The organism is Bacteroides nordii, from assembly GCF_019930665.1.
Classification (GTDB): Bacteria; Bacteroidota; Bacteroidia; order Bacteroidales; family Bacteroidaceae; genus Bacteroides; species Bacteroides nordii.
In genome coordinates this window covers 2,874,840-2,898,693 of record NZ_CP082886.1, presented here as the reverse complement: position 1 = coordinate 2,898,693, position 23,854 = coordinate 2,874,840, and the positions used below count along the sequence as shown (strand labels likewise).

Sequence of the window (23,854 nt, the reverse complement as noted above, 5' to 3'; positions counted from 1 at the left end):
TTAACGTTCTGTTCGCATTGTTTGCTGCAAAAATAAGTAAAAAGAGTGAAGATAACATGTAATCTCCACTCTTTTTACTTATTTATTTTCTGTTTATAATATCCCGTGCTCCAGGATCTTCATGATTGGGATGACCGGGAGTATGGTTACGCCAACATTTATCTGCGTTTACTTTTAGAGTACGGTTGTCATCTTTGGTCCGGTTAATATAATCATCGAGCATTGCGCGATGTTCTGCCAGTATCCGGGTTAGAATTTAACTTATGAATTAGTTTCGTAAGGTAAATGTAGGCAAATGAAAATTGCCGGAAAAGGAGGGTAAAGTACTTTTGGACGTTAATAGTACATAATTGTACAAAAGTGATAAGAAGGAAAGGGGGGATTTACGATCAGACGATTTACAATTTACGATTGGAGTCACTACTCCTGTATAATGATACGAACTTTTGTGTAAAGCCTATCACATTTCAATCGTAAATTGTAAATCGTCTAATTGTAAATTGAATAAATATTTTTAGCTATTCATGCTCATCAGGAATTCGTCATTGTCTTTTGTTTTTTCAAGACGGTCTTTTACAAAGTCCATTGCTTCTATTGGATTCATGTCTGCAAGGTATTTGCGCAGGATCCACATACGGTCAAGTGTTGTCTTGTCAAGCAACAAATCATCACGACGCGTACTTGAAGCCACAATGTTGACAGCCGGGAAGATACGTTTGTTGGATAAGTTACGGTCAAGCTGCAATTCCATATTACCTGTACCTTTGAATTCTTCGAAGATAACTTCATCCATTTTTGAACCGGTATCGATCAATGCTGTCGCGATAATGGTTAGTGAACCGCCATTTTCGATATTACGTGCAGCACCAAAGAACCGTTTGGGTTTATGCAATGCATTTGCATCCACACCACCGGACAATACTTTACCCGATGCCGGAGAAACTGTATTGTAAGCACGTGCCAAACGTGTGATAGAGTCCAAGAAGATAACTACGTCGTGTCCGCATTCTACCAGTCTTTTTGCTTTTTCGAGTACGATACCTGCGATCTTCACGTGGCGTTCTGCCGGTTCGTCAAAAGTAGAGGCGATAACTTCTGCATTTACACTACGTGCCATATCGGTTACCTCTTCCGGACGTTCGTCAATCAACAGCATTATCATGTATACTTCCGGGTGATTGGCTGCGATGGCATTAGCGATATCTTTCATTAACAGGGTTTTACCTGTTTTAGGTTGAGCCACGATCAAGGCACGTTGTCCCTTACCAATCGGTGAAAAGAGGTCTACTACACGTGCAGACATCGAATCAGAGTATCCGCCTTTGCAAAGTCTGAATTTCTCATCTGGAAAGAGAGGGGTCAGGTGGTCAAAAGGTACGCGGTCACGTACGAATGCGGCATCACGACCATCAATTTTAGATACTTTTACCAATGGGAAGTATTTCTCTCCTTCTTTGGGAGGGCGAATGATACCTTCTACCACATCACCGGTTTTCAGACCGAATAATTTGATTTGCGATTGAGATACATAGATATCGTCCGGAGATGAAAGGTAGTTATAGTCTGAAGAGCGAAGGAAACCGTAACCATCCTGCATAATTTCCAGAACTCCTGTACCGGTGAGAATATCATCGAATTCGTAGGGTTTTTCACGCTCAATCACTTTGCGTTCCGGAGCCGGAGCATTTTCTCCCGTATTTTGCTGTTGTACAGGTCTCTGCATCGGCAGTCGGGGATTATTGTTCCTTGGTGCGTTATTATTGCTGTTAGGATTATTGTTGTTATTATTGTTGTTATCGCGGGGACGGATAACGCGGGGACGCTGTTGGTTCTGTGTCTGTTCAGGAACAGGCGTAACTACAGGCTCTGTTTTTGTTGATTCGAATTTACCGAAAAGTTCTGTTGGTAATTCTACTTTCTCAGAAGGGAGATCTTCAATTGGGATAAAATCGTCATCGGCACTCTCGGATAAGATATTGCTTTCTTCATCGATAACTGCTGGTGCTTTAGGTTTAATAATGGGTTTTGAAATAGGTTTTGTCTCTATTTTCTTTACCTCTGCCTTTTTCACTTCAACCGTTTTTTCAGTTTCGGCTGCTGCAACTGGAGCTACTTGCTCTTCTTTGGGTTTGTTTTCTACGGCATTTTTGCGAGGACGACCTACTTTCTTTTTTGGGGGTGCTACTGCTTTTTCTGTGGCAGGAACAACTTCTGCTTTTACTGGCTCAGCTTCTTTAGGTTGTGCTTTAGCTGCCGGAACGGGAACGGCTGTTTCAGTTTTGGTTATCTCACCATTTTTAGTAGCGGAGAATACTTTATTTTCTTTCTTCATTGCTACCCGTGAACGTTTCTTCTTGTCTTCATTACGCTCCTCTTTCAATTTATCTGCAGCAACCTTCTTAGTAGCGCCTGCGATAGCTTGTTCGTCAAGGATTTTGTAAACAAGTTCTTCTTTCTTTAGTGAGTCTGTCTTTTTTATACCCAGTTCGCGGGCAATAGTTTGTAGTTCCGACAAATCTTTGTCGTTTAATTGGATAATGTTATACATACAGTATAGTAAGTTATTAATATTTTTTTGTTCAGCTGGGATACGGACGTCACAACACAACTTCACCAGTCATTGGTTATGCGAACATATGCTTTAATTTATTATGAATCAGGGATGTTTCTGTTGAACTGGATATTTACCTGTTTCTCTCCTATGAGAGGTGGCAAAGTATTTCAACGGCGCAAAGATAATAAATAATTTTGGTTTCATAAATAAATCATCATTTTTTTCATTTATAAAGTGTATCTTTGTTACTCAAATTATAACATTATGATAATTACTGAAGCTCATCTTATTTATTTTTCGCCTACCCATACTTCTAAACAAGTGGGAGAGGCAATTGTTCATGGAACGGGGGCAACAAATGTGTTAACGACGGATTTGACCTTAAAGCCGGTTGAAGAAATGGAACTTCCTACCTCGGCATTGGCTATTGTTGTTGTTCCTGTATATGGTGGACATGTGGCTCCTTTAGCTATGGAGCGTCTGGAGAATATTCGTGGTACGGATACTCCGGTAGCTTTGGTAGTAGTTTACGGGAATCGTGCTTACGAAAATGCGCTTACGGAGTTGGATGCTTTTGTTTTACTGAATGGTTTTAAAGTAATAGCCGGAGCTACTTTTATTGGAGAGCATTCTTATAGCAGTACTAAATATCCCATTGCAGCAGGCCGTCCTGATACTCATGATTTAGAGCTTGCCAGAGAATTTGGTAAGAAGTTGAGGATAAAAGTTGAGGCAGCCTCTTGCCTGGAGACTCTGTATCCGGTTAATCTTCGTTCTATTCCTCGTCCGCAACAACCTTTTTTCCCCTTATTCCGTTTTTTACGTAGAGTAATAAAACTACGTAAGAGCGGGGTACCCTTGCCACGTACTCCGTGGTTGGATAATGAAAGTCTTTGTACGCATTGTGGTGCATGCGTACGTCATTGTCCTGTTGGCGCTATTGTAAAAGGAGATGAAGTGCATACAGATGCTGAAAAATGTATTAAGTGTTGTGCCTGTGTCAAATCATGTACACAACAAGCGAGGGTTTATGATACTCCGTTTGCTGTATTGCTTTCTCAATGTTTTACCCGTCAGAAAGAGCCAAAAACAATCTTGTAATAAGGGTTACAAAAAGGCTCGAGTAATAGATATTGTAAGAGTGTACATTTATGTCATATAAGAGTGTACACCTTTGTGGTGCAAGGTTGTACATTCTTGTTATACAAAAATGTACAACCTGACTATGCCTGTATTCACTTTACACATTTTGGTTAATATCTACTGTTTTCCTTCACAGTTTCTTGATTGTTTTACTGTTTCACTTTACACCTTCAGGAATACCTTATTGATTATCTTACCTGCTCGTCTTTCCGATCATAAATCAATACATCCCATAAACAGTGTATTTTTCCAGCTTCTAAATTAGCTATTTATTGACTATCCTGCAAATCATATTATGAAAAACACCGCGGCGGTTCGCCTTAGCGGCTGGAGGCGCGAAGCCTCCAAAGAGCGTTAAGCGGCTACACTTGCTCTCATAGCTTTGGGCGTTTTCATGTTATTGCTCATATGTGGTCGCACATTATTGTAGAAGTCAATGATTTCCGTTATCTTACTTCTAGCTTCAACAATGTCTTTTGGACGTTTCTGACGGTATAGCCACTCCTGTTTAATAATACCATTAACCCGCTCGGCTATCGCATTGTCAGTAGGGTTACTATCTTCCGTCATGCTGATAGAGATTTGCATTTCTTTCAATCTCTCAACATATCTGTTACAACAATACTGTGATCCTCTGTCAGAATGATGAATCAATTTACTGAAATCGGTATCAGGAAACATAGCAATAGCTTGATTAAGTGCTTCTAAAGTGTTATCTGCAACGAGACTACCGGATAGGATCCAACCCACTATTTCATGAGTAAAGGCATCTGTAAGCAAGTGGAGATAGCAAACACCGGCATCTGTTTCAATATAAGTAATATCTGCCACCCATAAACGATTTAAAGTCTTTGGCTTATAGTCTTTTATCAGGTTTTTATACTTCCGATAGTTATGGTTGGAGTTGGTAGTATGACGCCTTTTCAAAGGAGAAAGCATGAGACCTTTGCGACGGAGCAGGTTATAAAAACTGTCCCGCCCCATCAACTTCCCCTCATATACTTCCTTTAGGATCAGAAATAACTTATAGGCACCAATACCGGGTGCTGATGACCTGATTTCGCGTACAAGTTGGGCGACTTTGACCTCCGTGAGAATACGGTCTGAAAGTACTTGCGTACTTACTGAATAATACCCTTCTCTACTCTTACCAAACAGTGAGCACAGGCTTCCGATGGAAATCTTTGGATGCCTGTGCCGAAGGGTATTTACTGCTTGGCGCCAGCTTTTTTTAATAAATCGATGCCGTATTCTTCACGACCGATTTTTAAGACTTCAGACAGAGCCTCATTGCGAAGTTCGGAGTATTCCAAAGCTTTACGAAGACGAAGTAACTCCGCCTGCAACTCTTCTTCCTTAGATAAGGAAGAGGTTACTTGGGACTTTTTTTCTTTCGCTTTGCGCATCGTTTCTATTTGAGATAATAAATCCTGGGACAAAGATAAGTCTTTTGCAGACAATATCAAGGCTTTTTCCCATCTGTAAATACTCCCATGAACCAAACCATCTCGCTGCTCGATGAAATATTTGGTCAAACCAGAACGATAATAATCACTTAATACTTTAAGTTTAAAATCTAAACTATACCTACAACGAGGAGATACTTTACTTGCCATATGAATTTTTATAATGTTAAAACGGTGTAAAGTAAAACTGTATTAAGTCAACCTTTTAAGCGTTGATTATTAGCGGATTATCTATTGCTTTCTCACTCATCTTGAATACTGTTACTTTCTTTGTTTTTTCGTCTATCCGGAAGCGATTGTCAGTCCGTTCTCCTACAATCCAGATTATTTTGTCTCCACAACAAAGTACCCATTGGTTTTCTTTTTGGATAATTGAAAACTTCCTGTCTGTCAGATAATCACTGACTTTCTTTTTGCCTTTCATACCGAAGGGAATAAATATATCCCCCGTTTGCCATTTTCTTAAGTTAATTTCTCCGATTAGTTTGTCGGTGTCGAAACAGGCAATATGTTTCTCACGGGGAATAATAAAATCTTTTGTGTATTCTTTCTCTTCTTTAATCAGGCAAAAAGGAGGGGTTTCTTGCTTTTCTTTCTTGTCGATTAATAATAACTCTCTGTTTTTGACTACTCTCCAGCCGTCTTTACTGATAAACTGTTTTCCGGTTTGTCCTTCCAGCATAGCCAGAATATTTTTTGTTTGTGCTGCATTGAATCCAAGTGGATAGAGTATCTCGAATAATAAAGCTTCTGGTGAAGGTTCTTTTAAAAGAGGGACGATACGGATGTTTCCTTTCTCTATAACCCGTTGCTTTCCTTCTTCTATACCTTTATTATATATCCGATTTACATCATTCAGATAATTGCTTGTATCAATAATATGCTCTTTGACTAAAGGGTTGATTTCCTGCATCAGTGGCAGTAGGTTTAGGCGTATCTTATTGCGTGTATACTCGTCCTGTAGATTTGTACTGTCCGTCATGTATTCTTGTCCGGCATTTTGCAGATAGTCTGTAATTTCTTTGCGACTGATACATAGGAGCGGACGTACAATATCTCCGTTTTTAGGGCGTATTCCTAATAATCCGTTGATACCCGTTCCTCGTATGAGGTTGAGTAATACAGTTTCTACACTATCGTCCTGATGGTGGGCTACAGCGATCACATTCGCCTTGGTTTTCTCTTTTATTTCCGCAAACCATTGATAACGTAGTTCGCGCGCTGCCATTTCTATCGATATTTTCTTTTCAATAGCATATTGTTCTGTTGCAAAATCAATGGTGTGCAATGGAGTTCTCATTGTTTTACATAACTTTCGGACAAACATTTCGTCCCTGTCTGATTCTGTTCCCCGCAAATGAAAATTACAGTGAGCGGCTTCACAGTCATATCCTAATGTGTGAAGTATACGTAATAGTGCTACCGAATCAGCGCCACCACTCAATGCTACTATTATCCGGGCATTTATGGGAAATAACCTCTCATTATCAATATATTGTGCGATCTTTTTTTCTATCATATCGCAAAGATAAACAATGTAGTTAAATTAAGAATTAATAATTAAATATTCTTTTCTATCGCCCGGTGTACTTCCCTGTACGGGAGACGCTATTTAAAAACATTCTAAATAATTTGTCTCCTCGGAACTAATCTGTTATCTTTGCCGAAAATTAAGAGAACAAAGTATGCGTTTGTCCGAATTAAGAACAGGAGAGAAGGGGGTTATCGTCAAAGTGCTCGGCCATGGAGGTTTTCGTAAACGTATTGTCGAGATGGGCTTTATTAAAGGTAAGACCGTAGAAGTTTTACTCAATGCCCCTTTGAAAGATCCTATTAAATATAAAGTATTAGGTTATGAAATTTCGCTTCGTCGGCAAGAAGCTGAGATGATCGAAATTATAAGTGAACAAGAAGCGGCAGAACAGGCACAGGGACAGGAAAGTTATCACCAGAGTATCAGTGAAAATATTTATCCGGGGGAAGAGGAATTGAAACGTCTGGCCCTTGGTAAGCGAAGAACAATCAATGTGGCACTTGTTGGCAATCCGAACTGTGGAAAGACTTCTTTATTTAATCTTGCGTCCGGTGCCCATGAGCATGTTGGCAACTATAGTGGGGTGACTGTCGATGCAAAAGAAGGTTATTTTAACTTTGAAGGTTATCATTTTAAAATAGTCGACCTTCCCGGTACTTATTCACTTTCGGCATACACACCGGAGGAAATCTATGTACGTCGTCATATTATTGACGAAACTCCCGATGTAATTATTAACGTTGTAGATTCTTCCAATCTGGAACGTAATCTTTATCTTACGACTCAGCTTATTGATATGAATGTCCGTATGGTAATTGCTCTTAATATGTATGACGAGCTTGAAGCCAGTGGCAATACCCTCGATTATCGTCTGTTGAGTAAACTATTCGGTGTACCTATGGTTCCTACTGTTTGTAAGAGGAATTTAGGTATTGATCATCTGTTTCATGTGATTATTAATCTTTATGAAGGGGGTGATTTCTTTGATAAAAATGGTAATATTAATCCTGAGGTAGTTAAAGAATTGCAGGATTGGCATCGTACGCATGTCGATGAAACTCATCATGAGGAACATCTTGAAGATTATATTCATCCTCATAAATCGGGTGAACGTGTTTTCCGCCATATACATATCAATCATGGGCCCGATCTGGAAAAGGCCATTGATGCGGTAAAAGAGGAGATTTCAAAAAATGAAGCCATCCGGTCTAAATATTCTACCCGTTTTCTTGCAATCAAACTTTTAGAGAATGATCCGGATGTTGAACGGATTATCCGAACCTTGCCCAATGCAGAAGAGATTATCCGTATACGCGAAAAAGCGGCGAAACGTGTGATGACTGCATTGAATGAGGATAGTGAATCTGCTATAACCGATGCCAAGTATGGTTTTATCAGTGGTGCACTGAAAGAAACCTTCACAGACAACCATCAGGAAAAGGCGCAGATGACGAAAGTGCTTGATTCTATTGTGACTCATCGTATATGGGGGTATCCAATCTTTTTCCTTTTCATGTATATCATGTTTGAGGGTACGTTTGTACTTGGAGAGTATCCGATGATGGGGATTGAGTGGTTGGTAGAGGCATTAGGAAATCTTATAAATAATAACATGTCCGAAGGTCCGTTGAAAGACATGTTGGTCGATGGTATTGTAGGTGGAGTAGGAGGAGTTATTGTTTTCCTGCCTAATATTCTTATTCTCTATTTTTTTATCTCTCTGATGGAAGATTCCGGATATATGGCTCGTGCAGCTTTTATTATGGATAAGATAATGCATAAGATGGGACTTCATGGTAAATCGTTTATTCCTCTGATTATGGGATTCGGGTGTAATGTGCCTGCTATTATGGCTTCTCGTACCATTGAGAACCGGAAGAGCCGTCTTGTTACCATGCTTGTTAACCCATTGATGTCATGTAGCGCTCGTCTCCCTATTTATCTCTTGTTGGTAGGTGCATTCTTTCCGAACAATGCGGGGCTGGTATTGTTTTCTATCTACTGTATTGGCATATTGTTGGCAGTGTTATTGGCGCGTCTGTTCAGTAAGTTTCTGGTTAAAGGAGATGATACTCCGTTTGTGATGGAATTACCGCCGTATCGTATGCCAACTATGAAGTCTATTTTCCGGCATACCTGGGATAAAGGCGAACAATATCTTCGTAAAATGGGAGGAATTATTATGATTGCATCCGTTGTTATCTGGTTCCTGGGATATTATCCCAATCACGATGCCTATGAAACCGTAGCCGAACAACAGGAAAATTCTTATATCGGGCGGATTGGAAAAGCCATTGAACCTGTTATCGAACCTATGGGTTTTGATTGGAAATTAGGTATTGGACTGATTTCCGGAGTTGGTGCAAAGGAGTTGGTTGTTAGTACGCTTGGTGTACTTTATACAAATGATGCTAATGTGGATGATACCACTTTGGGCGAACGAATCCCTATTACGCCATTTGTAGCTTTCTGCTATATGTTGTTTGTACTGATATATTTCCCATGTATTGCTACATTTGCAGCTATTAAGCAAGAGTCTGGAAGTTGGAAATGGGCATTTTTTACAGCCGGATATACTACTGTGTTAGCATGGGTGTTAACTTTTGCTGTTTATCAGATAGGAGGATTATTTTTATGACTTTGAACTGGCAGGAATGCGTTGTTGCTGTATTATTAGTTCTTTGTGTGATTCGCATTGTGTATGGAATTTATAATTTTTTTCGTCGCACGAAAAATAATGAGAATCCTTGTGCAAACTGTGCAAGTGGCTGTGAATTAAAGCGTCAGCTTGACAAAAAGCAGCAGGAGTGCAAAGAAACCAAAAGCCATTCTAAGAAAAATTGCTGCGGATAGTTTGGTGATTTGAAAATTAGTATTACCTTTGCAACCGCAAACGAGGAAATAAGGTTCCTTGGATGAGTGGCTTAGTCAGCGGTCTGCAAAACCGTGTACGGCGGTTCGAATCCGCCAGGAACCTCAACCATCACTTTAAAGCCCTTGAAAGTCAAGTACTTTCAAGGGCTTATTTTTTACGGAGACCGTTTCGGGGACCACTTGAAAATTTGAGAATATTCTCCAATATTTCTTTTGATTATTTTTAGGATTCAGTTTACAGTGGAAGCACAAATGATTTAAAGTGATTTGCCATTCAAGAATCTCGTAGTCCTTAAGTGCTCTTTCTATTATATGTGATTTATATGAAGAAATATAGAATGATAAATTTGAAGCGGAGGCTTAAAAGGGGGGCAGTCCGAAAACCCTGTGGGTATGTTATGTTAATATGCGAAAGTGAACTATCTTTGCATTAAGATAAAAAAAATAACAATCCAATGAATTCTAATCGCAATCTAGATAAGTTACTACGAGTCATCTTTCCCGAAGTTTTAATGGAGTATTTCGATATCTCCGGTTGGCATGACGGCTCTGATAAAATCGAAGTTTGGCTTGATGAAAAACACTACCTGGAACGTTCTGACTACAAGAGCGGAACCGTGATCTCCCATGGTTTTACCGATGAGAAAGTTATTCAGGACTTTCCTTTGCGTGGCAAACCTGTTTATCTCCACGTAAGACGTCGTCACTGGTATGACAAAGCTACCGGGGAAACGTTTTCTTATACCTACGATGATCTAACTGCCGAAGGAACGAAACTCACTCCTGAGTTCGTTGCTTTTTTAAAAGAAGAAGATTGAAACTACCGCGGCCAGCATAAGCTCCATAGCAGATGCTTATGGGGTAAACGGTAAACAGTTAACTTCCCAGTACAAGGAGTTTATCAGCTCATACCGACAGTGGGACCAGTTAGGTCATGCCTCAGAATATGTCCTGTTCAAACAAAACATAGGTCCCAGCCTTTGTATTGACGAGACTTCTTTGAGCTGCGGAGAATTGTATACTGTTGTCACTAACCGTGCAGGACATGGTGGCAGAGGTACCCTTGTGGCCATGATACGTGGCACGAAGTCTGAAGACGTCATAAAGGTGCTTGAAATGATTCATCTCTCCAAGCGTAAGACAGTCAAAGAGGTCACTTTGGATCTTTCACCGACCATGATGCGGATTGTCCGAACGGCTTTTCCTAATGCCACCATGACCAATGATCGGTTTCATGTACAGAAGCTCTTTTATGAGGCAATTGATGAGCTCAGGATTACTTATCGCTGGATGGCACGGGATTTAGAGAACGATGAAATTCAGCGGTGCAAAGAACAAAATATAGAGTATGTCCCGTTTCGATATGCCAATGGTGATACCCGTAAGCAGCTGTTGGTAAGGGCTAAACATGTACTTGTCAAGCATTATAGTAAATGGACTGAATCCCAAAGAATACGTGCGGAAATCATATTCGAACATTATCCGGAACTGAAATCAGTTTACGACTTGGCTATAGAGTTGACCAATATATATAATAAGCACTATGACAAGGATGTGGCACGTGGAAAGCTTGCCTTGTGGTACAATAAAATAGAAAAGCTGGGATACGGATGTTTCAGAACCGTAACAAATACCATGCAGAACTATTATGAAACAATACTAAACTATTTTGTTAGCAGGGAAACGAATGCATTTGCAGAATCATTCAATGCAAAAATTAAAGCATTCAGAGCACAGTTTAGAGGAGTAGGAGATATACCATTCTTTATGTTTAGATTATGCAAACTGACAGTGTGAATTTAACATACCCACAGGGTTTTCGGACTGACCCCTTAAAAGTAGTGAAAAGATGAATATAGTGCGGATTGGCTTTCTAATCATCACCTAAATATAAAGTGTGGTTTTCTAATTATCGTAATATTTGCAAAATAGATGGAACATAAAAACTTATTCAGCATAGCATCAAGCCGGTAGATGGATAAGATTTCCTGCTACTTTACGCATATATATGGGGAGGCTGTAATTCTTTGAGTTTATGCATAGCAAAAAACGGATAATTTTATTACTTTTGTTCTGTAATAATCATACTGTTATGCTTAAAATATCACAATCCATCAATAGGACTTATCGTCAAGTTAAAATTACTACAGATAATTTTAACCGCTTTGTGGCAAATTTGAAGAATTTATTATCAAATATTTCTGATACTGAAACTGAAGAGAATACCAAAACTCACTTGATGGATTTCTTTAAGAATACATACTATCATCCCGACTATTTAGTTGCCCAGAAAGGTAGGATTGATTTTGTAATACACTCGTCAAAACAGGCTAATGCGCCTGTTGCTGTCTTGTTTGAAGTCAAAAAGAATAATAATGCAACAGAAATGATTACACCCGAAGAGCTTAATCGTAAAGCGATGCAAGAGATTCTCTTATATTATCTTCGAGAACGTATTGATGCAAAAAATACAGAATTGAAATATTTGGTTATTACAAATATCTATGAATATTATATTTTTGATGCGCAGGAATTTGAACGTATTTTTCACTCTAATCAAAAACTGTTAAAAGAATATCGGAACTTTAAGGATGATAGGCTTGTTAGTTCTAATACTGATTTCTTTTATAAGGAGATTGCTGCTAAGTACATTGAAGAGGTGAAAAATCAGATCGAATTTACACATTTTGATTTGCGAGATTACTCCAAGCTACTTGAGCGAAATGACAATTCTGAGAATAAGAAACTTCTTGAACTATATAAAGTTTTTAGTCCAGCACATTTACTCAAGCAGTCATTCCAGAATGATAGTAATTCTCTTGATAAGAATTTTTATAATGAGTTGTTGCATATTATGGGTTTAGAAGAGGTTGCTGACGGAGGTAAAAAAATAATCAATCGTTCGTCTTCTAAAAATAGACAAGAAGCTTCAATTATAGAGAATGCTATTAATATTCTTGATGCTGAGGAGCATATTGATAAAATCCCCAATATAGCAACGTATGGAAAAAATCGAGAGGAACAGCTGTTTAATGTTGCATTAGAATTGACTATTACGTGGATAAACAGGATTCTTTTCCTTAAATTACTCGAAGCTCAACTAATTAGATACCAAAAGGGAGACAAACATTATGGATTCCTCAATAGTGAGAAAATTAGTGACTATGATGAGTTGAATCGTCTCTTTTTCCAAGTTCTTGCACGAGGGTATGAAGATCGTTCGGCATCCATTAAAGAGAAATATACTCATGTGCCTTACCTAAATAGTTCACTTTTCGAGGTGAGCGAGTTGGAGCACAGGACTATTTTGATGAGTAATCTTGATTCTAAACTTCTGCTATCTATACCAAATACAACAGTACTTAAAGATAAAAAAGGGAAACCCAAATTTACAAAACTGACTACGCTCGAATATCTTTTTCAGTTTCTTGATGCGTATGATTTCGCAAGCGAAGGAGAGGAAGATGTTAGAGAGGATGCTAAAGCTCTTATTAATGCCTCGGTATTAGGGCTTATTTTTGAGAAGATAAATGGGCATAAGGATGGAGCCGTATTTACTCCAGGGTTTATTACTATGTATATTTGTCGTGAAGCTATCGAAAAGACAGTTATTAGAAAATTTAACGAATATTATGGCTGGGGATGTGTTACGATTGTAGATTTACATAACAAGATAAGCGATATTCCTCAGGCTAATCATATTATTAATTCGTTGAAAATATGTGATCCTGCTGTTGGTTCTGGACACTTCTTAGTATCAGCTCTCAATGAGATAATAAGACTAAAGTACGAACTTGGTATTTTGTCAGACATTAACGGCAAAAGAATACGTGATTATAAAGTTGAGATAATAAATGATGAGCTTGTAATTACTGATGACGAAGGAGATACTTTTGGTTACAATCCTCAAAGCCCAGAGAGTCAAAGAGTACAGGAAACTCTTTTTATGGAGAAGCAGACAATAATTGAGAACTGCTTATTTGGAGTGGATATTAATCCTAATTCTGTTAAGATTTGCCGCCTGCGTTTGTGGATTGAACTACTTAAAAACGCCTACTATACAAAGGAAAGTGGATATGTACATTTAGAGACTCTGCCTAATATTGATATAAATATCAAGTGTGGTAATTCATTGCTGTATCGTTTTTCATTTAATACAGATATTAGGCAAGTACTTCGACAGTCGGGCATTACGATTGCGGAGTACAGAGAAGCTGTTTCTGGATATAAAAATGCACCAAATAAGTCAAAGAAAAAAGAGATAAGTTCGATGATAGCATCGATAAAATCTACACTTCGCACAGAAATTGCAAACAATGAACCTAAGCTTAAGCAACTCAGAAGTAAAAAGGCTAAATTAAATGATTTGGAAGCACCTTCTCTATTTGAGTTTTCAAATAAAGAGCAGAAAATTCGTAATAAAGAGATAGCCAATTTAAAAGAAGAAATCCGAAAAATAGAATATTTTTTTGAAGAAATCAAAACTAATCGTATCTATTTGAGTGCATTTGAATGGAGACTCGAATTTCCTGAAGTACTTAGTGATGAAGGGGATTTTATAGGTTTCGATTGCATAATAGGAAATCCGCCATATATCCAGTTGCAAAAAATGGGAACGGATGCAGATGCTCTGCAACAAATAGGTTATCAGACTTTTGTAAAGACTGGTGATATATTTTGTTTATTTTACGAGCTTGGTATTGCCTTACTCAAGAAACATGGATTATTAGCCTATATAACTTCAAATACATGGTTAAGAGCTGGATATGGGGAGTGCTTGCGTAGATTTCTTATTGAAAATAGCAATGTAATACAGCTGATTGATTTCTCAGAATTCAAAGTTTTTGATTCTGCTACTGTTAGGGCTAACATACTATTTGCTGAAGCTTCGTCTTCTGAAGGAACAACACAAGCGTGCGTAATTGATAAGGCTACTTTTAGTATAGATAAATTGAGCGATTACTGTAAGCAGAATTTAACCTCAATGCACTTCAAAGCTGAGAATAGTTGGATTGTACTTTCACCAATTGAAAAACGAATTAAAGAAAAAATAGAAAAAGCAGGTAAACCTCTGAAAAATTGGGATATTAACATATATCGTGGAATACTTACTGGGTACAATAAGGCGTTTATTATTGACAAGGAAACTAAGGATAGATTAATTGCAAAATCGTCAAAAAATGCCGAAATTATTCGACCAATTTTACGTGGCAGGGACATAAAACGATATAGGGCAGATTTCGCAGACCTGTGGATAATTGCAACATTCCCAAGTATGCATTATAATATTGACAACTACCCAGATATAAAAGAGTATCTTTTGTCATTTGGGTATAACAGATTAAAACAAACAGGAGATAATGGTGCACGTAAAAAGACTAATAATCAATGGTTTGAAACGCAAGATAGCATAAGTTATTGGGAGGATTTCTCTAAACAGAAAATCGTCTGGGGAGAAATTTCTGATAAATCAAAATTTGCACTCGATGAGATGGGAATGTACCCAGAAGCTACTACTTTTTTAATGACTGGTAATAATTTGAAATTTTTACTGGCTATTCTAAACTCAAAATTAGGGGAATGGTCTTTTAATCAAATAGGTACAAGAACAGGAATGGGTACCAATAGATGGAAAAAATATACATTAGAATCTCTAGTAGTCAAGACTCCAACATCTGAAGAGAAGACTCAAATTGAAATATTGGTTACTAAAATAATTCACGAACCTAGTAAAGAAAATATTACTGCTTTAGACAATGCTATTTATCAACTTTACCAGCTGACTGATGAAGAGATTTCATTTATTGAAGCTCAATAAATCCTATTGTTTTTCGTTCATTTATAGATAAACCATATAAATCAAATATCATCTCATCTATCTGTATTTCAATGTGTTTTGTAGACTTATTACACTGTTTTAATTTTTGAATCTCCAATACTAAGTCTCTAAATTTGGAGTCCATTTGGGTATTAATTTCAATAACGGGAATTTTATCAAAAAATATTTTGCTCAGCTCTCTCGTATCTCCAAACAGTTCAGGAAAATTATCTTTAAAGCAAAATTTGAAAAGGCTCGAATTGAAGAAAGCAGATAAAAATCCGATATTATTCCCTGTTATTATAAAACATTTCTGATTAACCATATATCCATCAATATCCAAGAAGAAAGGCATAAACTTCGTCATATTGGGGTATACGATTTTCTGTTTAGAGAAATCCTCCATATAAATGCAGCTACGTAAGTTGTATGGTGTTATTCCTTTATCTTTTCTTTTCTGTAAATCAGCGATATAGCAATCAAGATGTACTTTTATGTCGGGATAATCTTCAATATTAACCGCAGGAATATTGCCATAACCATTATGGGAATTGATTATCCACAAGTCTGCGAAATCTGCCTTATATCGTTTTATGTCCCTGCCACGTAAAATTGGTCGAATGAGTTCGGCATTTTTAGGCGATTTTTCAATCAGTGTATCTTTTGTCTTTCCATCAATTATGAATGCCTCATTGAAACCTGTTTTTATTCCATAGTTAATCTGAATATCCCAATTTTTCAGAGGTTTACCTACCTTTTCTACCTTTGATTTTATACTTTGCTCTATTGGACTTAGTATTATCCAGCTATCAGATGAAAATATATTTGGCATCAGATTTTCTCTACAGTAATCGCTCGTATAAAATATATTATAATTATATACAGTTATCGATGTAATATATTATCTTTGATATTTTTTATATCAATTAAATGTCTAAACAAATAAATGCATCATATGATTTACGGATACATCAGAGTCAGCACCGATAAGCAGACAACAGAAAATCAAAGATTTGAAATTAATAACTTCGCTACCGATAGGCAGTTTGAAGTAGATGAATGGATAGAAGAAACAATTAGTGCCACAAAAAAGCTTGCGGACAGAAAATTTGGAGAATTGCTTCAAAAGATGACGAAGGAGGATATATTAGTCGTTACAGAGTTATCCAGAATGGGGCGTAATCTGATGCAAATAATGAGTATTTTGCATACATGTATGGAGAAAGAAATTAAAGTATTTACTATTAAGGAAAGGTATGAGTTAGGCAACAATATTAACTCTAAAGTTTTAGCTTTTGCTTTTGGGCTTTCTGCTGAGATTGAAAGAAATCTTATATCTCAGCGTACAAAAGAGGCTCTTGCACGCAAAAAATCAGAGGGGGTAATACTTGGTCGACCCAAAGGAAGTAAATCAAAAACTCATAAACTTACAGGTAAAGAAGATGAAATAAGAGCTTTATTGGCAAAAAAAATTTCAAAGAGTGCTATTGCAAGAATATTAGGTGTTCATCGTCTTACAGTTGCTGAATTTATAAAAAACACCCATATAGGATTTTGAGAAAACTAAATTCAAAATCAGGAGTAACTGAAAGGAAAAGCCCCTGACTTTTACATATCAAGATAATCTAAAATAATAAAAGATGTATGTTGAATTTAGCCATTTTCCAGCTTTTGCGGAGTGCATCGGAGAATGTCGGGTACTTTGCACGTGCATTGTTATACAAGTTGTGTGCTCTCTTCATAATCTCTGATAAATTGTATCGTTTCATATCCGTAATGTTTTATGTTTTGTTTATGATGCAAACGTAATATATAGCGGTACATTAACCCAAATGGAAAGAAATATTTAACATTACTTTAACTGAAAAATGTACTGTAAAAACATTACATTTAATAATAATTCTTATATTTGTACCGTAAACTAAAACATTACGATATGGATTTAAGAATAAAGGAAGTTATAAAAGAAAAAGGCATGACCATAACAGAGCTTGCCGATAAGATGGGAATAAATAGAGTAAATCTGTCTAATATGGTTAATGGTAACCCAACGGTCGAAACATTAAACAAAATAGCGGATGCTTTGGAAGTTTCGGTTACTGAACTCTTTGAGCAATCCAAGACCGGAACCGCCTCTTTGTCCTGTCCTCACTGTGGAAAGAGTATCAATATCAAAGCTGAATGACCATGAATGAAGAAATGAAACAACTATTGAATGAAGTTGATACACTCAAAATACAATTATCAGCTTTGCGTCCGCTCCCTGAAGAAGCACTGAAAAAGATTCAGGATGCTTTGGATATTGAATATACTTACGAAAGCAACCGTATAGAGGGTAACACCCTTACTTTGCAAGAGACTGCCCTTGTTGTAAATGAAGGGGTAACCATATCAGGCAAATCCATGCGTGAGCACTTAGAAGCAATTAATCATGCGGAAGCAATAGACTACATTAAAGACATTGCGAAAAAGGATATAGAGATAAGCGAACATACCATTAAAGAAATACACGCCCTTATTCTTCATGGCATAGATCGTGAGAATGCCGGAAAGTATCGTACTGTCCCTGTTATGATTTCAGGTAGTACACATATGCCACCCCAACCTTATTTGATAGAGAAGCAAATGGAAGACTTTATTATCAAGTTTCAGCAGATGGAAAAAGAAAAGATTCATCCGGTTCTTATTGCTACCTATCTCCATGATGAACTTGTACGCATCCATCCGTTTATTGACGGTAACGGACGTACTTCCCGTCTATTGATGAATCTATATCTCTTACGTAATGGTTATACCCTTATCACATTAAAAGGCAGTAATGAAGCCAAAATAAGCTATTACAGGGCTTTAGAGAAATCGCATACAGAAAATAAACCGGAAGACTTTCGAAAACTTGTTGCTGAGGCTGAAAAAGAGTCTTTGTTACGGTACTTAACTATTATGGAATAGTTGAAATATGAAAAAAGTAAATAAAATTTCATGGAGAGCAAAGACTTTCTGTGAATGGTATGGATACGATGTAAACAAGGTTAGAAATTGTATGAAATTACCAGAATTTGAACTTCTTAAATGTGAAACTACTCAGGAAATTAAAGCTGCAGGAGTAACCAAAGATACTCCATATATGATAAACAACCCTTTACATTATGAAATCTCTAAAGAATAAGGCAAGAATGGATGCAATAATTGTATTTATATCAAAGGATATAGAAAGCATTGAATCAATTTTAAATTTTGGAATTAAAACTTACTATAAATGTAAGGATGAATATATATATTATAAAAAATATCCTCAAATAAGGATGGCAAAAGATGCATTAACTTTGGATTTACTTAAACTGAATTTAATATCTGAGGACTTACAAAAAGAGATAAGAAAAGGCAAAAAGCGTTGGTTCTCAGTGAATGGTGTCGATGTAAGTATTAGGGTTGAAAACGAACTAAAACACATGGAGCGTCTATGTAAAACACTTCCATGTTTTTAAAGATACGTAAAAAGTAACTGTGTGCTATTGATTTAGATGTTTTATGCCACATAACTTAAATTATTTAGTCGTCCCTTAAAAAGTATTTTATTATCTGATATTCAACAATATAATTATCAAACTTCTATTGTAAATCTGCAAGTTTTCGTATCTTTGGGTATTGAAACTTGCAGATTTTTATGATAAATACAACTCCATCTTCTCCGTCTCTGTTCTCATCCCTGGATGATTTACTAAACCAGCAACATCCTTTGTATAAACTCTCTCACAAGATAAACTGGTGCGTATTTGAAAACTCCTTCACGCCTCTTTACTGCTCAGACAATGGCCGTCCGGCTAAACCGATCCGTTTAATGTGTGGCTTGCTGATTCTCAAACATCTGCGCAACATCTCTGATGAGTCTGTAGTTGAACAATGGAGTGAGAACGCCTATTTTCAGTACTTCTGCGGTATGCATGAGTTTGTGCCCTCTTTCCCTTGCGCCTCATCCGAGCTTGTGCATTTTCGCAAACGGATAGGTGAGAAAGGCATGGAACTTATTCTTTCTGAAAGCATCCGTGTGAATGATGACAAGAGTGATGATGACCATCATGCCACCGCCTTTATAGACTCTACCGTACAGGAAAAGAATGTGACTTATCCCACAGATGCAAAATTGCACAAAAAGATAATTGGTAAAGTATTGAAAATTGTAAAAGAACTCAATCTTCCCATGCGGCAATCATACACCTTTGTTTTGAAAGGTATTTATCGGGATCAACGTTTTCGTAATCATCCCAAGAACCGGAGGAAAGCCATAAAAGCCGATAAACGTTTACGCACGATTGCCGGGCGTCTGGTCAGAGAACTGGAGCGTAACTTAGGGCAGAATCGTCAACATGATGAATTGCTATCCATCTTTAAGAAGATACTCTTACAACGCCGTAACTCCTCCCATAAGATTTATTCAATTCATGAACCTGAGGTTCAGTGCATCAGTAAAGGCAAAGAACAAAAGAAATACGAGTTCGGGAACAAAGTCTCCATCATACGCTCTGCCACGGGCGTCATACTTGGTGCCAGCTCTTTCCGCAATGAATACGATGGGCATACGATCCAAAAGAGTCTGGAGCAAGTACGCAGGTTGACGGGTAAAAGCATCAGACGATTAGCCGGAGACAGGGGTTATCGGGGTAGGAAAGAAATAGACGGGACACAAATACTTATTCCCAATGCGCCAAGAGCTAAAGATACATACTACCAACGGAAAAAGAAACATAAGTTATTTTGCAAGCGGGCAGGAATAGAACCAACTATCGGACATCTAAAGGCTGATTATCGTCTAGGACGAAACTTTTATAAAGGATTAGTGGGAGATGCTATCAATGTTATATTAGCAGCGGCTGCATATAACTTCAAAAGAGCCATGAAGGTTCTTATGTGGCTATTGGAAAAAATCAGCGAAACACTCATAAAAGAGAATCTTTCGCTGAAATATACTTTTTAAGGGACGACTATTTAGGTTATGCCTTTTTTTTATAGCAGTCCCAAAAGTTTCATTTTCCGGTATAGTTTTAGTTACCATTTAAGTTTCCTCAAGTAACTAAAGAGGTAACATAAAAAACATACCTCTTTTGAGGTATCGGTAAGCCTCATCACGCACGTGTGTAATGATTATTAAAAAATCTTCCGGAACAGGTGTATGTATACTCTTCAGTTTTTTTTTGTGATTAGCTTTCAAATTAGTATCTTTAACAGCACTAACTTCGGTCAGTGCTGTTTTTAAGCATTTTACGAGCCTTGTATATAGATTTTTTTGAGTGGAGATAGTTGCTTATCCTTTATTGTAAATAAAAAAGTGGTTCGAATTGTAGAGTTCCAAAGCTATAAAATAGGGGGATGAGGTCAATAACTAATTGCTTACTTTTTTTATTTGTTTATGAAACGGTGGCCAAATACTAAATATTAAAAGCTGAACACAAAAACATTGTGCTCAGCTTTTAGCCTGAATGTAAGAGATTGTATGATATTGGCTTTATTTTTTAAGTTTCTTTCCGGGGACATCATGTAATTTCGGACGAGTTGGGCGGATATTATAGGTATTCATCCAATTTTCAAGAATATCACGATGCTTTTGTAACTCATTATTGTAAGTATTTTCCATTGTCAGGTTTCTTGTTTCGCCTCTATCTTCTTGCATGTCAAATAGTTGTTCACGATGATTCCCTTTATCGTAAAGTACATATTTATAACGTTTGCTACGTACCATCCAACCTCTGGTTTTGCTGCCATCAAACTGTGTTTCGGTGATGATATAGTCCTGATGCGGACTTTGTAGGTTTCCTTCTTCCACAATTTTACGAAATGATTTTCCGGTTGCACTCTTCGGTATTTCAGCACCTGCCCAATCACAGATAGAAGCAAAGAAATCTACGCCATTGCTGATGAGCTGAGGCAGTATTTTACCTGCATGCTTCTTACCAGGTAATGTGATGATGAGAGGAATATTGACCACTTCTTCATATAAGGCAGATTTCTGATTCCAGTGGTGAGCACCTATACCATCTCCATGATCGCTGGAGAAGATAACGACTGTATTCTTCCAAAGGTTGTTTTTATCGATAGCATCAATAATTTTTCCGATTTCCTTGTCTACCTTTTCTACCAGACGGTAGTAGTTATACCGGTACATGCGCCAGTCTTCGGGGGTATAGTTGGCTGTAGGATATACATTATAGTTATTTGCTCTTTCGTTTTCTATGATATCAGCATCATAAGGACTTTTTGCAAAATTGGCAGGCAGCCCCGGACAATCCCGAATGTCGGGGGTGTCTATATTGCCATAAGGTAAATTCTGACTTCGTGCATATTCACAAATGTTGTGCGGGTTATCGTACGAAGCGACCAAAAAGAATGGCTTCTTGTGCTCGCGTGAAAGGTATTCGGCACAAGCTTCCGCCAATCCGTCATCGCTATGTTTATATATATTGTCGAAGCCATATTCTTTATCGGGTATATCAAGCAAAGGGATATGCCATTTGCCACCATAAGCACAATCGTATCCGGCATTTTTTATCAATGTACCCAATGTTTGGTTCTTGAGTGAATCGGGCATTGGTGAGCCGTTTACGGATAATCCTACTGCACCGGGATAGTGGCCCGTAAACATTGCACCGCGTGAAGGACCACTAAGGGGAGAGGTACAATAAGCATTGTTGAACATCACACCGGCAGCAGCCAACCTGTCAAGATTAGGAGTATGTAAATCCGGATTTCCGGCACAACTCATGGCGTTGGCTGTTTGTTGGTCAGTGAAGATGTAGATAATGTTGGGGTGTTCGGCAGCAAAAGCCACAGAGGGGCATAACAAAGAGAGTGATGCCAGATACTTCATTGAATTTGGTTTTACCATATTATTTAGTTTTGATAAATAAATCATCTTTGATGAGGATTATTTTCCTGATTGCTAAGTTACTCTTTTTTGTCTGTTTGGATTGATGTTTATGTCCTTTTTGTTCAATGGAATGTTTATTAGGCTATCAATTTTGTGTGAATTACCTGTAATTTTGTGCAAATACTATTTCAGTGTTATGTGATAACTACTTTGAATGTGATTGATATATGTAGTTGGACGGAATGTATATTCAAAAAGAAAGTGGCCTGTTACAGTAATATGTAACAGAATACACTTTCTTTTTACTGGGATTGTAGCGGATTTTTTTCTTCGTGTTCTTATCCGAAGCAGAAGTAATATTCCGAACCGTTACTGATGTAGATGGTATCTTCTCTTTTTTCAATAAAGATACAGTTTTCCCTTGCTAACCATCCGATAGCTAACATTACATCTTCAATAGCCAGATTGGTTATTGTACATAGTTCGTGAACGGAGATTTTCTTCATCTCGTTAAGTACCCGCCATACTTTGCTTGAATTTTCTCCAATTCTTGCTTTTTCCATAATGCAGATATGTTTATTGTTTCCCTGATTATATAACAAAACAGAGGGGTGAAAAAGTCGGGGGGAATGCTTCTGAATGAACACTATAAATGAAATAGCGGTTCTGATTTTGTAACTTTGAAACGAAATAGATACGAAAAGTGGAAAAGTTTCGATAAATGAAAAACGTTTTCCGATATTCGAAAAACGTTTAAAAGATAAGTGAGCCTCTTGTCGGATTCGAACCAACGACCCCGAGATTACAAATCACGTGCTCTGGCCAACTGAGCTAAAGAGGCGTTTTCTGTTTTGCGGGTGCAAAGGTAATCATTTACTCCAAATTTCCAAATAAGGAAATGAAAAAAAATAGGGTGAGAATGCTATTTGATAAGTCATATGATTTGTTTACTTTTGCAAATCAATTAATTAGGTATAAGAGAAAATGAAAAAGATTTTTTTTAATGTGTCTTGTCTGGTCTTATTGGCTACAGGTGTTTTAGCTTGTTCCGGACAAGGAAAAAAGGATAAAGAGAGTGCTGCTACAGATAGCGTATCGGTTGTTATAGGAAATAATAGTGCTATACAGGCTGATAGTACGGGATACATTGTTAAGGTAGGAGAGATGGCTCCTGATTTTACGGTGACGTTGACCGATGGAAAACAGGTGAATCTTTCCACACTTCGTGGGAAGGTGGTAATGTTGCAGTTCACTGCCAGCTGGTGTGGAGTATGTCGTAAGGAGATGCCTTTTATAGAGAAAGATATCTGGTTGAAGCATAAGAATAATCCCAATTTTGCTTTGATCGGTATTGATCGTGATGAACCGTTGGATAAAGTACTTGCTTTTGCAAAAGCTACCGGAGTTACTTATCCGTTGGGACTTGATCCGGGAGCGGATATCTTTGCTAAATATGCACTTCGCGATTCGGGAATTACAAGAAATGTATTGATTGACCGTGATGGAAAGATTGTGAAGCTCACACGCTTGTATAATGAAGAAGAATTTACTTCTTTGGTGCAAAAAATTGATGAAATGCTAAAGAAGTAGTTTCAAAAAGACAAAA

General features: G+C 37.5%; 20 protein-coding genes, 2 tRNA genes and 1 pseudogene. 14 read left to right on the top strand and 9 right to left on the bottom strand.

Going from position 1 to position 23,854, the window contains the following annotated elements:
* Positions 1-82 precede the first annotated feature (82 nt).
* Together K8P02_RS11700 and rho are read right to left on the bottom strand one after the other, a co-directional pair.
* Positions 83-250: pseudogene (locus tag K8P02_RS11700) on the bottom strand (sulfatase family protein); the annotation flags it as partial.
* A 264-nt stretch (positions 251-514) separates the two neighbouring features.
* Positions 515-2,548, bottom strand: a complete 2,034-nt coding sequence (gene rho / locus K8P02_RS11695) for a transcription termination factor Rho (protein ID WP_025867930.1) — start codon at positions 2,546-2,548, stop codon at positions 515-517.
* Between the two features lie 270 nt (positions 2,549-2,818).
* Here rho and K8P02_RS11690 point away from each other — a divergent pair, with 270 nt between their 5' ends.
* The gene (locus K8P02_RS11690; RefSeq protein WP_025867929.1) at positions 2,819-3,655 is read left to right on the top strand and encodes a 4Fe-4S binding protein; all 837 of its coding nucleotides are present in this window, start codon (positions 2,819-2,821) and stop codon (positions 3,653-3,655) included.
* 396 nt (positions 3,656-4,051) lie between these two features.
* On the opposite strand, the gene K8P02_RS11685 is transcribed toward K8P02_RS11690, so the two are convergent.
* The 3 genes from K8P02_RS11685 to tilS are packed head-to-tail and all read right to left on the bottom strand — an operon-like array spanning position 4,052 to position 6,682.
* Complete coding sequence (locus K8P02_RS11685; RefSeq protein WP_226812517.1) at positions 4,052-4,864, bottom strand: IS3 family transposase; 813 nt, start codon at positions 4,862-4,864, stop codon at positions 4,052-4,054.
* Between the two features lie 41 nt (positions 4,865-4,905).
* Positions 4,906-5,313 carry a hypothetical protein gene (locus K8P02_RS11680; protein ID WP_002558726.1) on the bottom strand — a complete coding sequence of 136 codons (408 nt, stop codon included), beginning with the start codon at positions 5,311-5,313 and terminating at the stop codon, positions 4,906-4,908.
* Between the two features lie 55 nt (positions 5,314-5,368).
* Positions 5,369-6,682, bottom strand: a complete 1,314-nt coding sequence (gene tilS, locus K8P02_RS11675) for a tRNA lysidine(34) synthetase TilS (protein WP_025868286.1) — start codon at positions 6,680-6,682, stop codon at positions 5,369-5,371.
* 166 nt (positions 6,683-6,848) lie between these two features.
* Between tilS and feoB the strand changes: the two genes are divergently transcribed.
* The 6 genes from feoB to K8P02_RS11645 all read left to right on the top strand — a co-directional run bounded on the left by feoB (position 6,849) and on the right by K8P02_RS11645 (position 15,389).
* Positions 6,849-9,335, top strand: a complete 2,487-nt coding sequence (feoB, locus tag K8P02_RS11670; protein ID WP_002561170.1) for a ferrous iron transport protein B — start codon at positions 6,849-6,851, stop codon at positions 9,333-9,335.
* Positions 9,332-9,550 carry a hypothetical protein gene (locus K8P02_RS11665; protein WP_002561171.1) on the top strand — a complete coding sequence of 73 codons (219 nt, stop codon included), beginning with the start codon at positions 9,332-9,334 and terminating at the stop codon, positions 9,548-9,550. Before feoB ends, K8P02_RS11665 begins: the two co-directional genes overlap by 4 nt.
* A 52-nt stretch (positions 9,551-9,602) precedes the next feature.
* A tRNA-Cys gene (locus K8P02_RS11660) sits at positions 9,603-9,674 on the top strand.
* Positions 9,675-10,026: 352 nt separating this feature from the next.
* Positions 10,027-10,389: an ISAon1 family transposase N-terminal region protein gene (locus tag K8P02_RS11655; protein ID WP_044158603.1), complete on the top strand. Its 363-nt coding sequence runs from the start codon at positions 10,027-10,029 to the stop codon at positions 10,387-10,389.
* Entirely contained in the window at positions 10,385-11,368 is a 984-nt protein-coding gene (locus tag K8P02_RS11650) for an ISAon1 family transposase (protein WP_449500916.1), read from the top strand. Before K8P02_RS11655 ends, K8P02_RS11650 begins: the two co-directional genes overlap by 5 nt.
* A gap of 295 nt (positions 11,369-11,663) precedes the next feature.
* Positions 11,664-15,389: a type IIG restriction enzyme/methyltransferase gene (locus K8P02_RS11645; RefSeq protein WP_223381307.1), complete on the top strand. Its 3,726-nt coding sequence runs from the start codon at positions 11,664-11,666 to the stop codon at positions 15,387-15,389.
* On the opposite strand, the gene K8P02_RS11640 is transcribed toward K8P02_RS11645, so the two are convergent.
* Entirely contained in the window at positions 15,373-16,221 is an 849-nt protein-coding gene (locus K8P02_RS11640) for a TaqI-like C-terminal specificity domain-containing protein (protein WP_223381306.1), read from the bottom strand. The two genes, K8P02_RS11645 and K8P02_RS11640, sit on opposite strands and share 17 nt — an antisense overlap.
* A gap of 123 nt (positions 16,222-16,344) precedes the next feature.
* Between K8P02_RS11640 and K8P02_RS11635 the strand changes: the two genes are divergently transcribed.
* The 6 genes from K8P02_RS11635 (at position 16,345) to K8P02_RS11610 (ending at position 20,361) form a co-directional block, all read left to right on the top strand.
* Entirely contained in the window at positions 16,345-16,947 is a 603-nt protein-coding gene (locus tag K8P02_RS11635; protein ID WP_025868347.1) for a master DNA invertase Mpi family serine-type recombinase, read from the top strand.
* Between the two features lie 378 nt (positions 16,948-17,325).
* A complete protein-coding gene (locus K8P02_RS11630) occupies positions 17,326-17,574 on the top strand; it encodes a helix-turn-helix domain-containing protein (RefSeq protein ID WP_025868346.1) in 249 nt (82 codons plus the stop codon).
* A 2-nt stretch (positions 17,575-17,576) separates the two neighbouring features.
* Positions 17,577-18,338, top strand: coding sequence for a Fic family protein (locus K8P02_RS11625; RefSeq protein WP_025868345.1), 762 nt, complete (start codon positions 17,577-17,579; stop codon positions 18,336-18,338).
* A 7-nt stretch (positions 18,339-18,345) separates the two neighbouring features.
* Positions 18,346-18,555: a hypothetical protein gene (locus tag K8P02_RS11620; RefSeq protein WP_007486473.1), complete on the top strand. Its 210-nt coding sequence runs from the start codon at positions 18,346-18,348 to the stop codon at positions 18,553-18,555.
* Positions 18,536-18,874, top strand: a complete 339-nt coding sequence (locus K8P02_RS11615; RefSeq protein ID WP_025868344.1) for a hypothetical protein — start codon at positions 18,536-18,538, stop codon at positions 18,872-18,874. The genes K8P02_RS11620 and K8P02_RS11615 overlap by 20 nt, the downstream gene beginning before the upstream one ends.
* Before the next feature lie 179 nt (positions 18,875-19,053).
* On the top strand, positions 19,054-20,361 hold the full coding sequence (locus K8P02_RS11610; RefSeq protein ID WP_025868356.1) for an IS5 family transposase: 1,308 nt from the start codon (positions 19,054-19,056) through the stop codon (positions 20,359-20,361).
* A 528-nt stretch (positions 20,362-20,889) separates the two neighbouring features.
* On the opposite strand, the gene K8P02_RS11605 is transcribed toward K8P02_RS11610, so the two are convergent.
* The 3 genes from K8P02_RS11605 to K8P02_RS11595 form a co-directional block, all read right to left on the bottom strand.
* Positions 20,890-22,266 carry a sulfatase family protein gene (locus tag K8P02_RS11605; protein ID WP_044158118.1) on the bottom strand — a complete coding sequence of 459 codons (1,377 nt, stop codon included), beginning with the start codon at positions 22,264-22,266 and terminating at the stop codon, positions 20,890-20,892.
* A 320-nt stretch (positions 22,267-22,586) separates the two neighbouring features.
* Entirely contained in the window at positions 22,587-22,811 is a 225-nt protein-coding gene (locus tag K8P02_RS11600; RefSeq protein ID WP_002561336.1) for a winged helix-turn-helix domain-containing protein, read from the bottom strand.
* 204 nt (positions 22,812-23,015) lie between these two features.
* A tRNA-Thr gene (locus tag K8P02_RS11595) sits at positions 23,016-23,089 on the bottom strand.
* A gap of 143 nt (positions 23,090-23,232) precedes the next feature.
* On the opposite strand from K8P02_RS11595, the gene K8P02_RS11590 reads away from it, so the two are divergent.
* Positions 23,233-23,838, top strand: a complete 606-nt coding sequence (locus K8P02_RS11590) for a TlpA family protein disulfide reductase (protein ID WP_025867174.1) — start codon at positions 23,233-23,235, stop codon at positions 23,836-23,838.
* Positions 23,839-23,854: the final 16 nt, after the last annotated feature.

Coding starts and splice junctions, on each gene's coding strand:
- tilS (WP_025868286.1), bottom strand. CDS start 6,682: ATGATAGAAAAAAAGATCGCACAATATATTGATAATGAGAGGTTATTT.
- K8P02_RS11655 (WP_044158603.1), top strand. CDS start 10,027: ATGAATTCTAATCGCAATCTAGATAAGTTACTACGAGTCATCTTTCCC.
- feoB (WP_002561170.1), top strand. CDS start 6,849: ATGCGTTTGTCCGAATTAAGAACAGGAGAGAAGGGGGTTATCGTCAAA.
- K8P02_RS11665 (WP_002561171.1), top strand. CDS start 9,332: ATGACTTTGAACTGGCAGGAATGCGTTGTTGCTGTATTATTAGTTCTT.
- K8P02_RS11645 (WP_223381307.1), top strand. CDS start 11,664: ATGCTTAAAATATCACAATCCATCAATAGGACTTATCGTCAAGTTAAA.
- K8P02_RS11640 (WP_223381306.1), bottom strand. CDS start 16,221: ATGCCAAATATATTTTCATCTGATAGCTGGATAATACTAAGTCCAATA.
- K8P02_RS11615 (WP_025868344.1), top strand. CDS start 18,536: ATGAAATCTCTAAAGAATAAGGCAAGAATGGATGCAATAATTGTATTT.
- K8P02_RS11635 (WP_025868347.1), top strand. CDS start 16,345: ATGATTTACGGATACATCAGAGTCAGCACCGATAAGCAGACAACAGAA.
- K8P02_RS11605 (WP_044158118.1), bottom strand. CDS start 22,266: ATGGTAAAACCAAATTCAATGAAGTATCTGGCATCACTCTCTTTGTTA.
- K8P02_RS11620 (WP_007486473.1), top strand. CDS start 18,346: ATGAAAAAAGTAAATAAAATTTCATGGAGAGCAAAGACTTTCTGTGAA.
- K8P02_RS11610 (WP_025868356.1), top strand. CDS start 19,054: ATGATAAATACAACTCCATCTTCTCCGTCTCTGTTCTCATCCCTGGAT.
- K8P02_RS11680 (WP_002558726.1), bottom strand. CDS start 5,313: ATGGCAAGTAAAGTATCTCCTCGTTGTAGGTATAGTTTAGATTTTAAA.
- K8P02_RS11600 (WP_002561336.1), bottom strand. CDS start 22,811: ATGGAAAAAGCAAGAATTGGAGAAAATTCAAGCAAAGTATGGCGGGTA.
- K8P02_RS11625 (WP_025868345.1), top strand. CDS start 17,577: ATGAATGAAGAAATGAAACAACTATTGAATGAAGTTGATACACTCAAA.
- K8P02_RS11690 (WP_025867929.1), top strand. CDS start 2,819: ATGATAATTACTGAAGCTCATCTTATTTATTTTTCGCCTACCCATACT.
- K8P02_RS11590 (WP_025867174.1), top strand. CDS start 23,233: ATGAAAAAGATTTTTTTTAATGTGTCTTGTCTGGTCTTATTGGCTACA.
- rho (WP_025867930.1), bottom strand. CDS start 2,548: ATGTATAACATTATCCAATTAAACGACAAAGATTTGTCGGAACTACAA.
- K8P02_RS11630 (WP_025868346.1), top strand. CDS start 17,326: ATGGATTTAAGAATAAAGGAAGTTATAAAAGAAAAAGGCATGACCATA.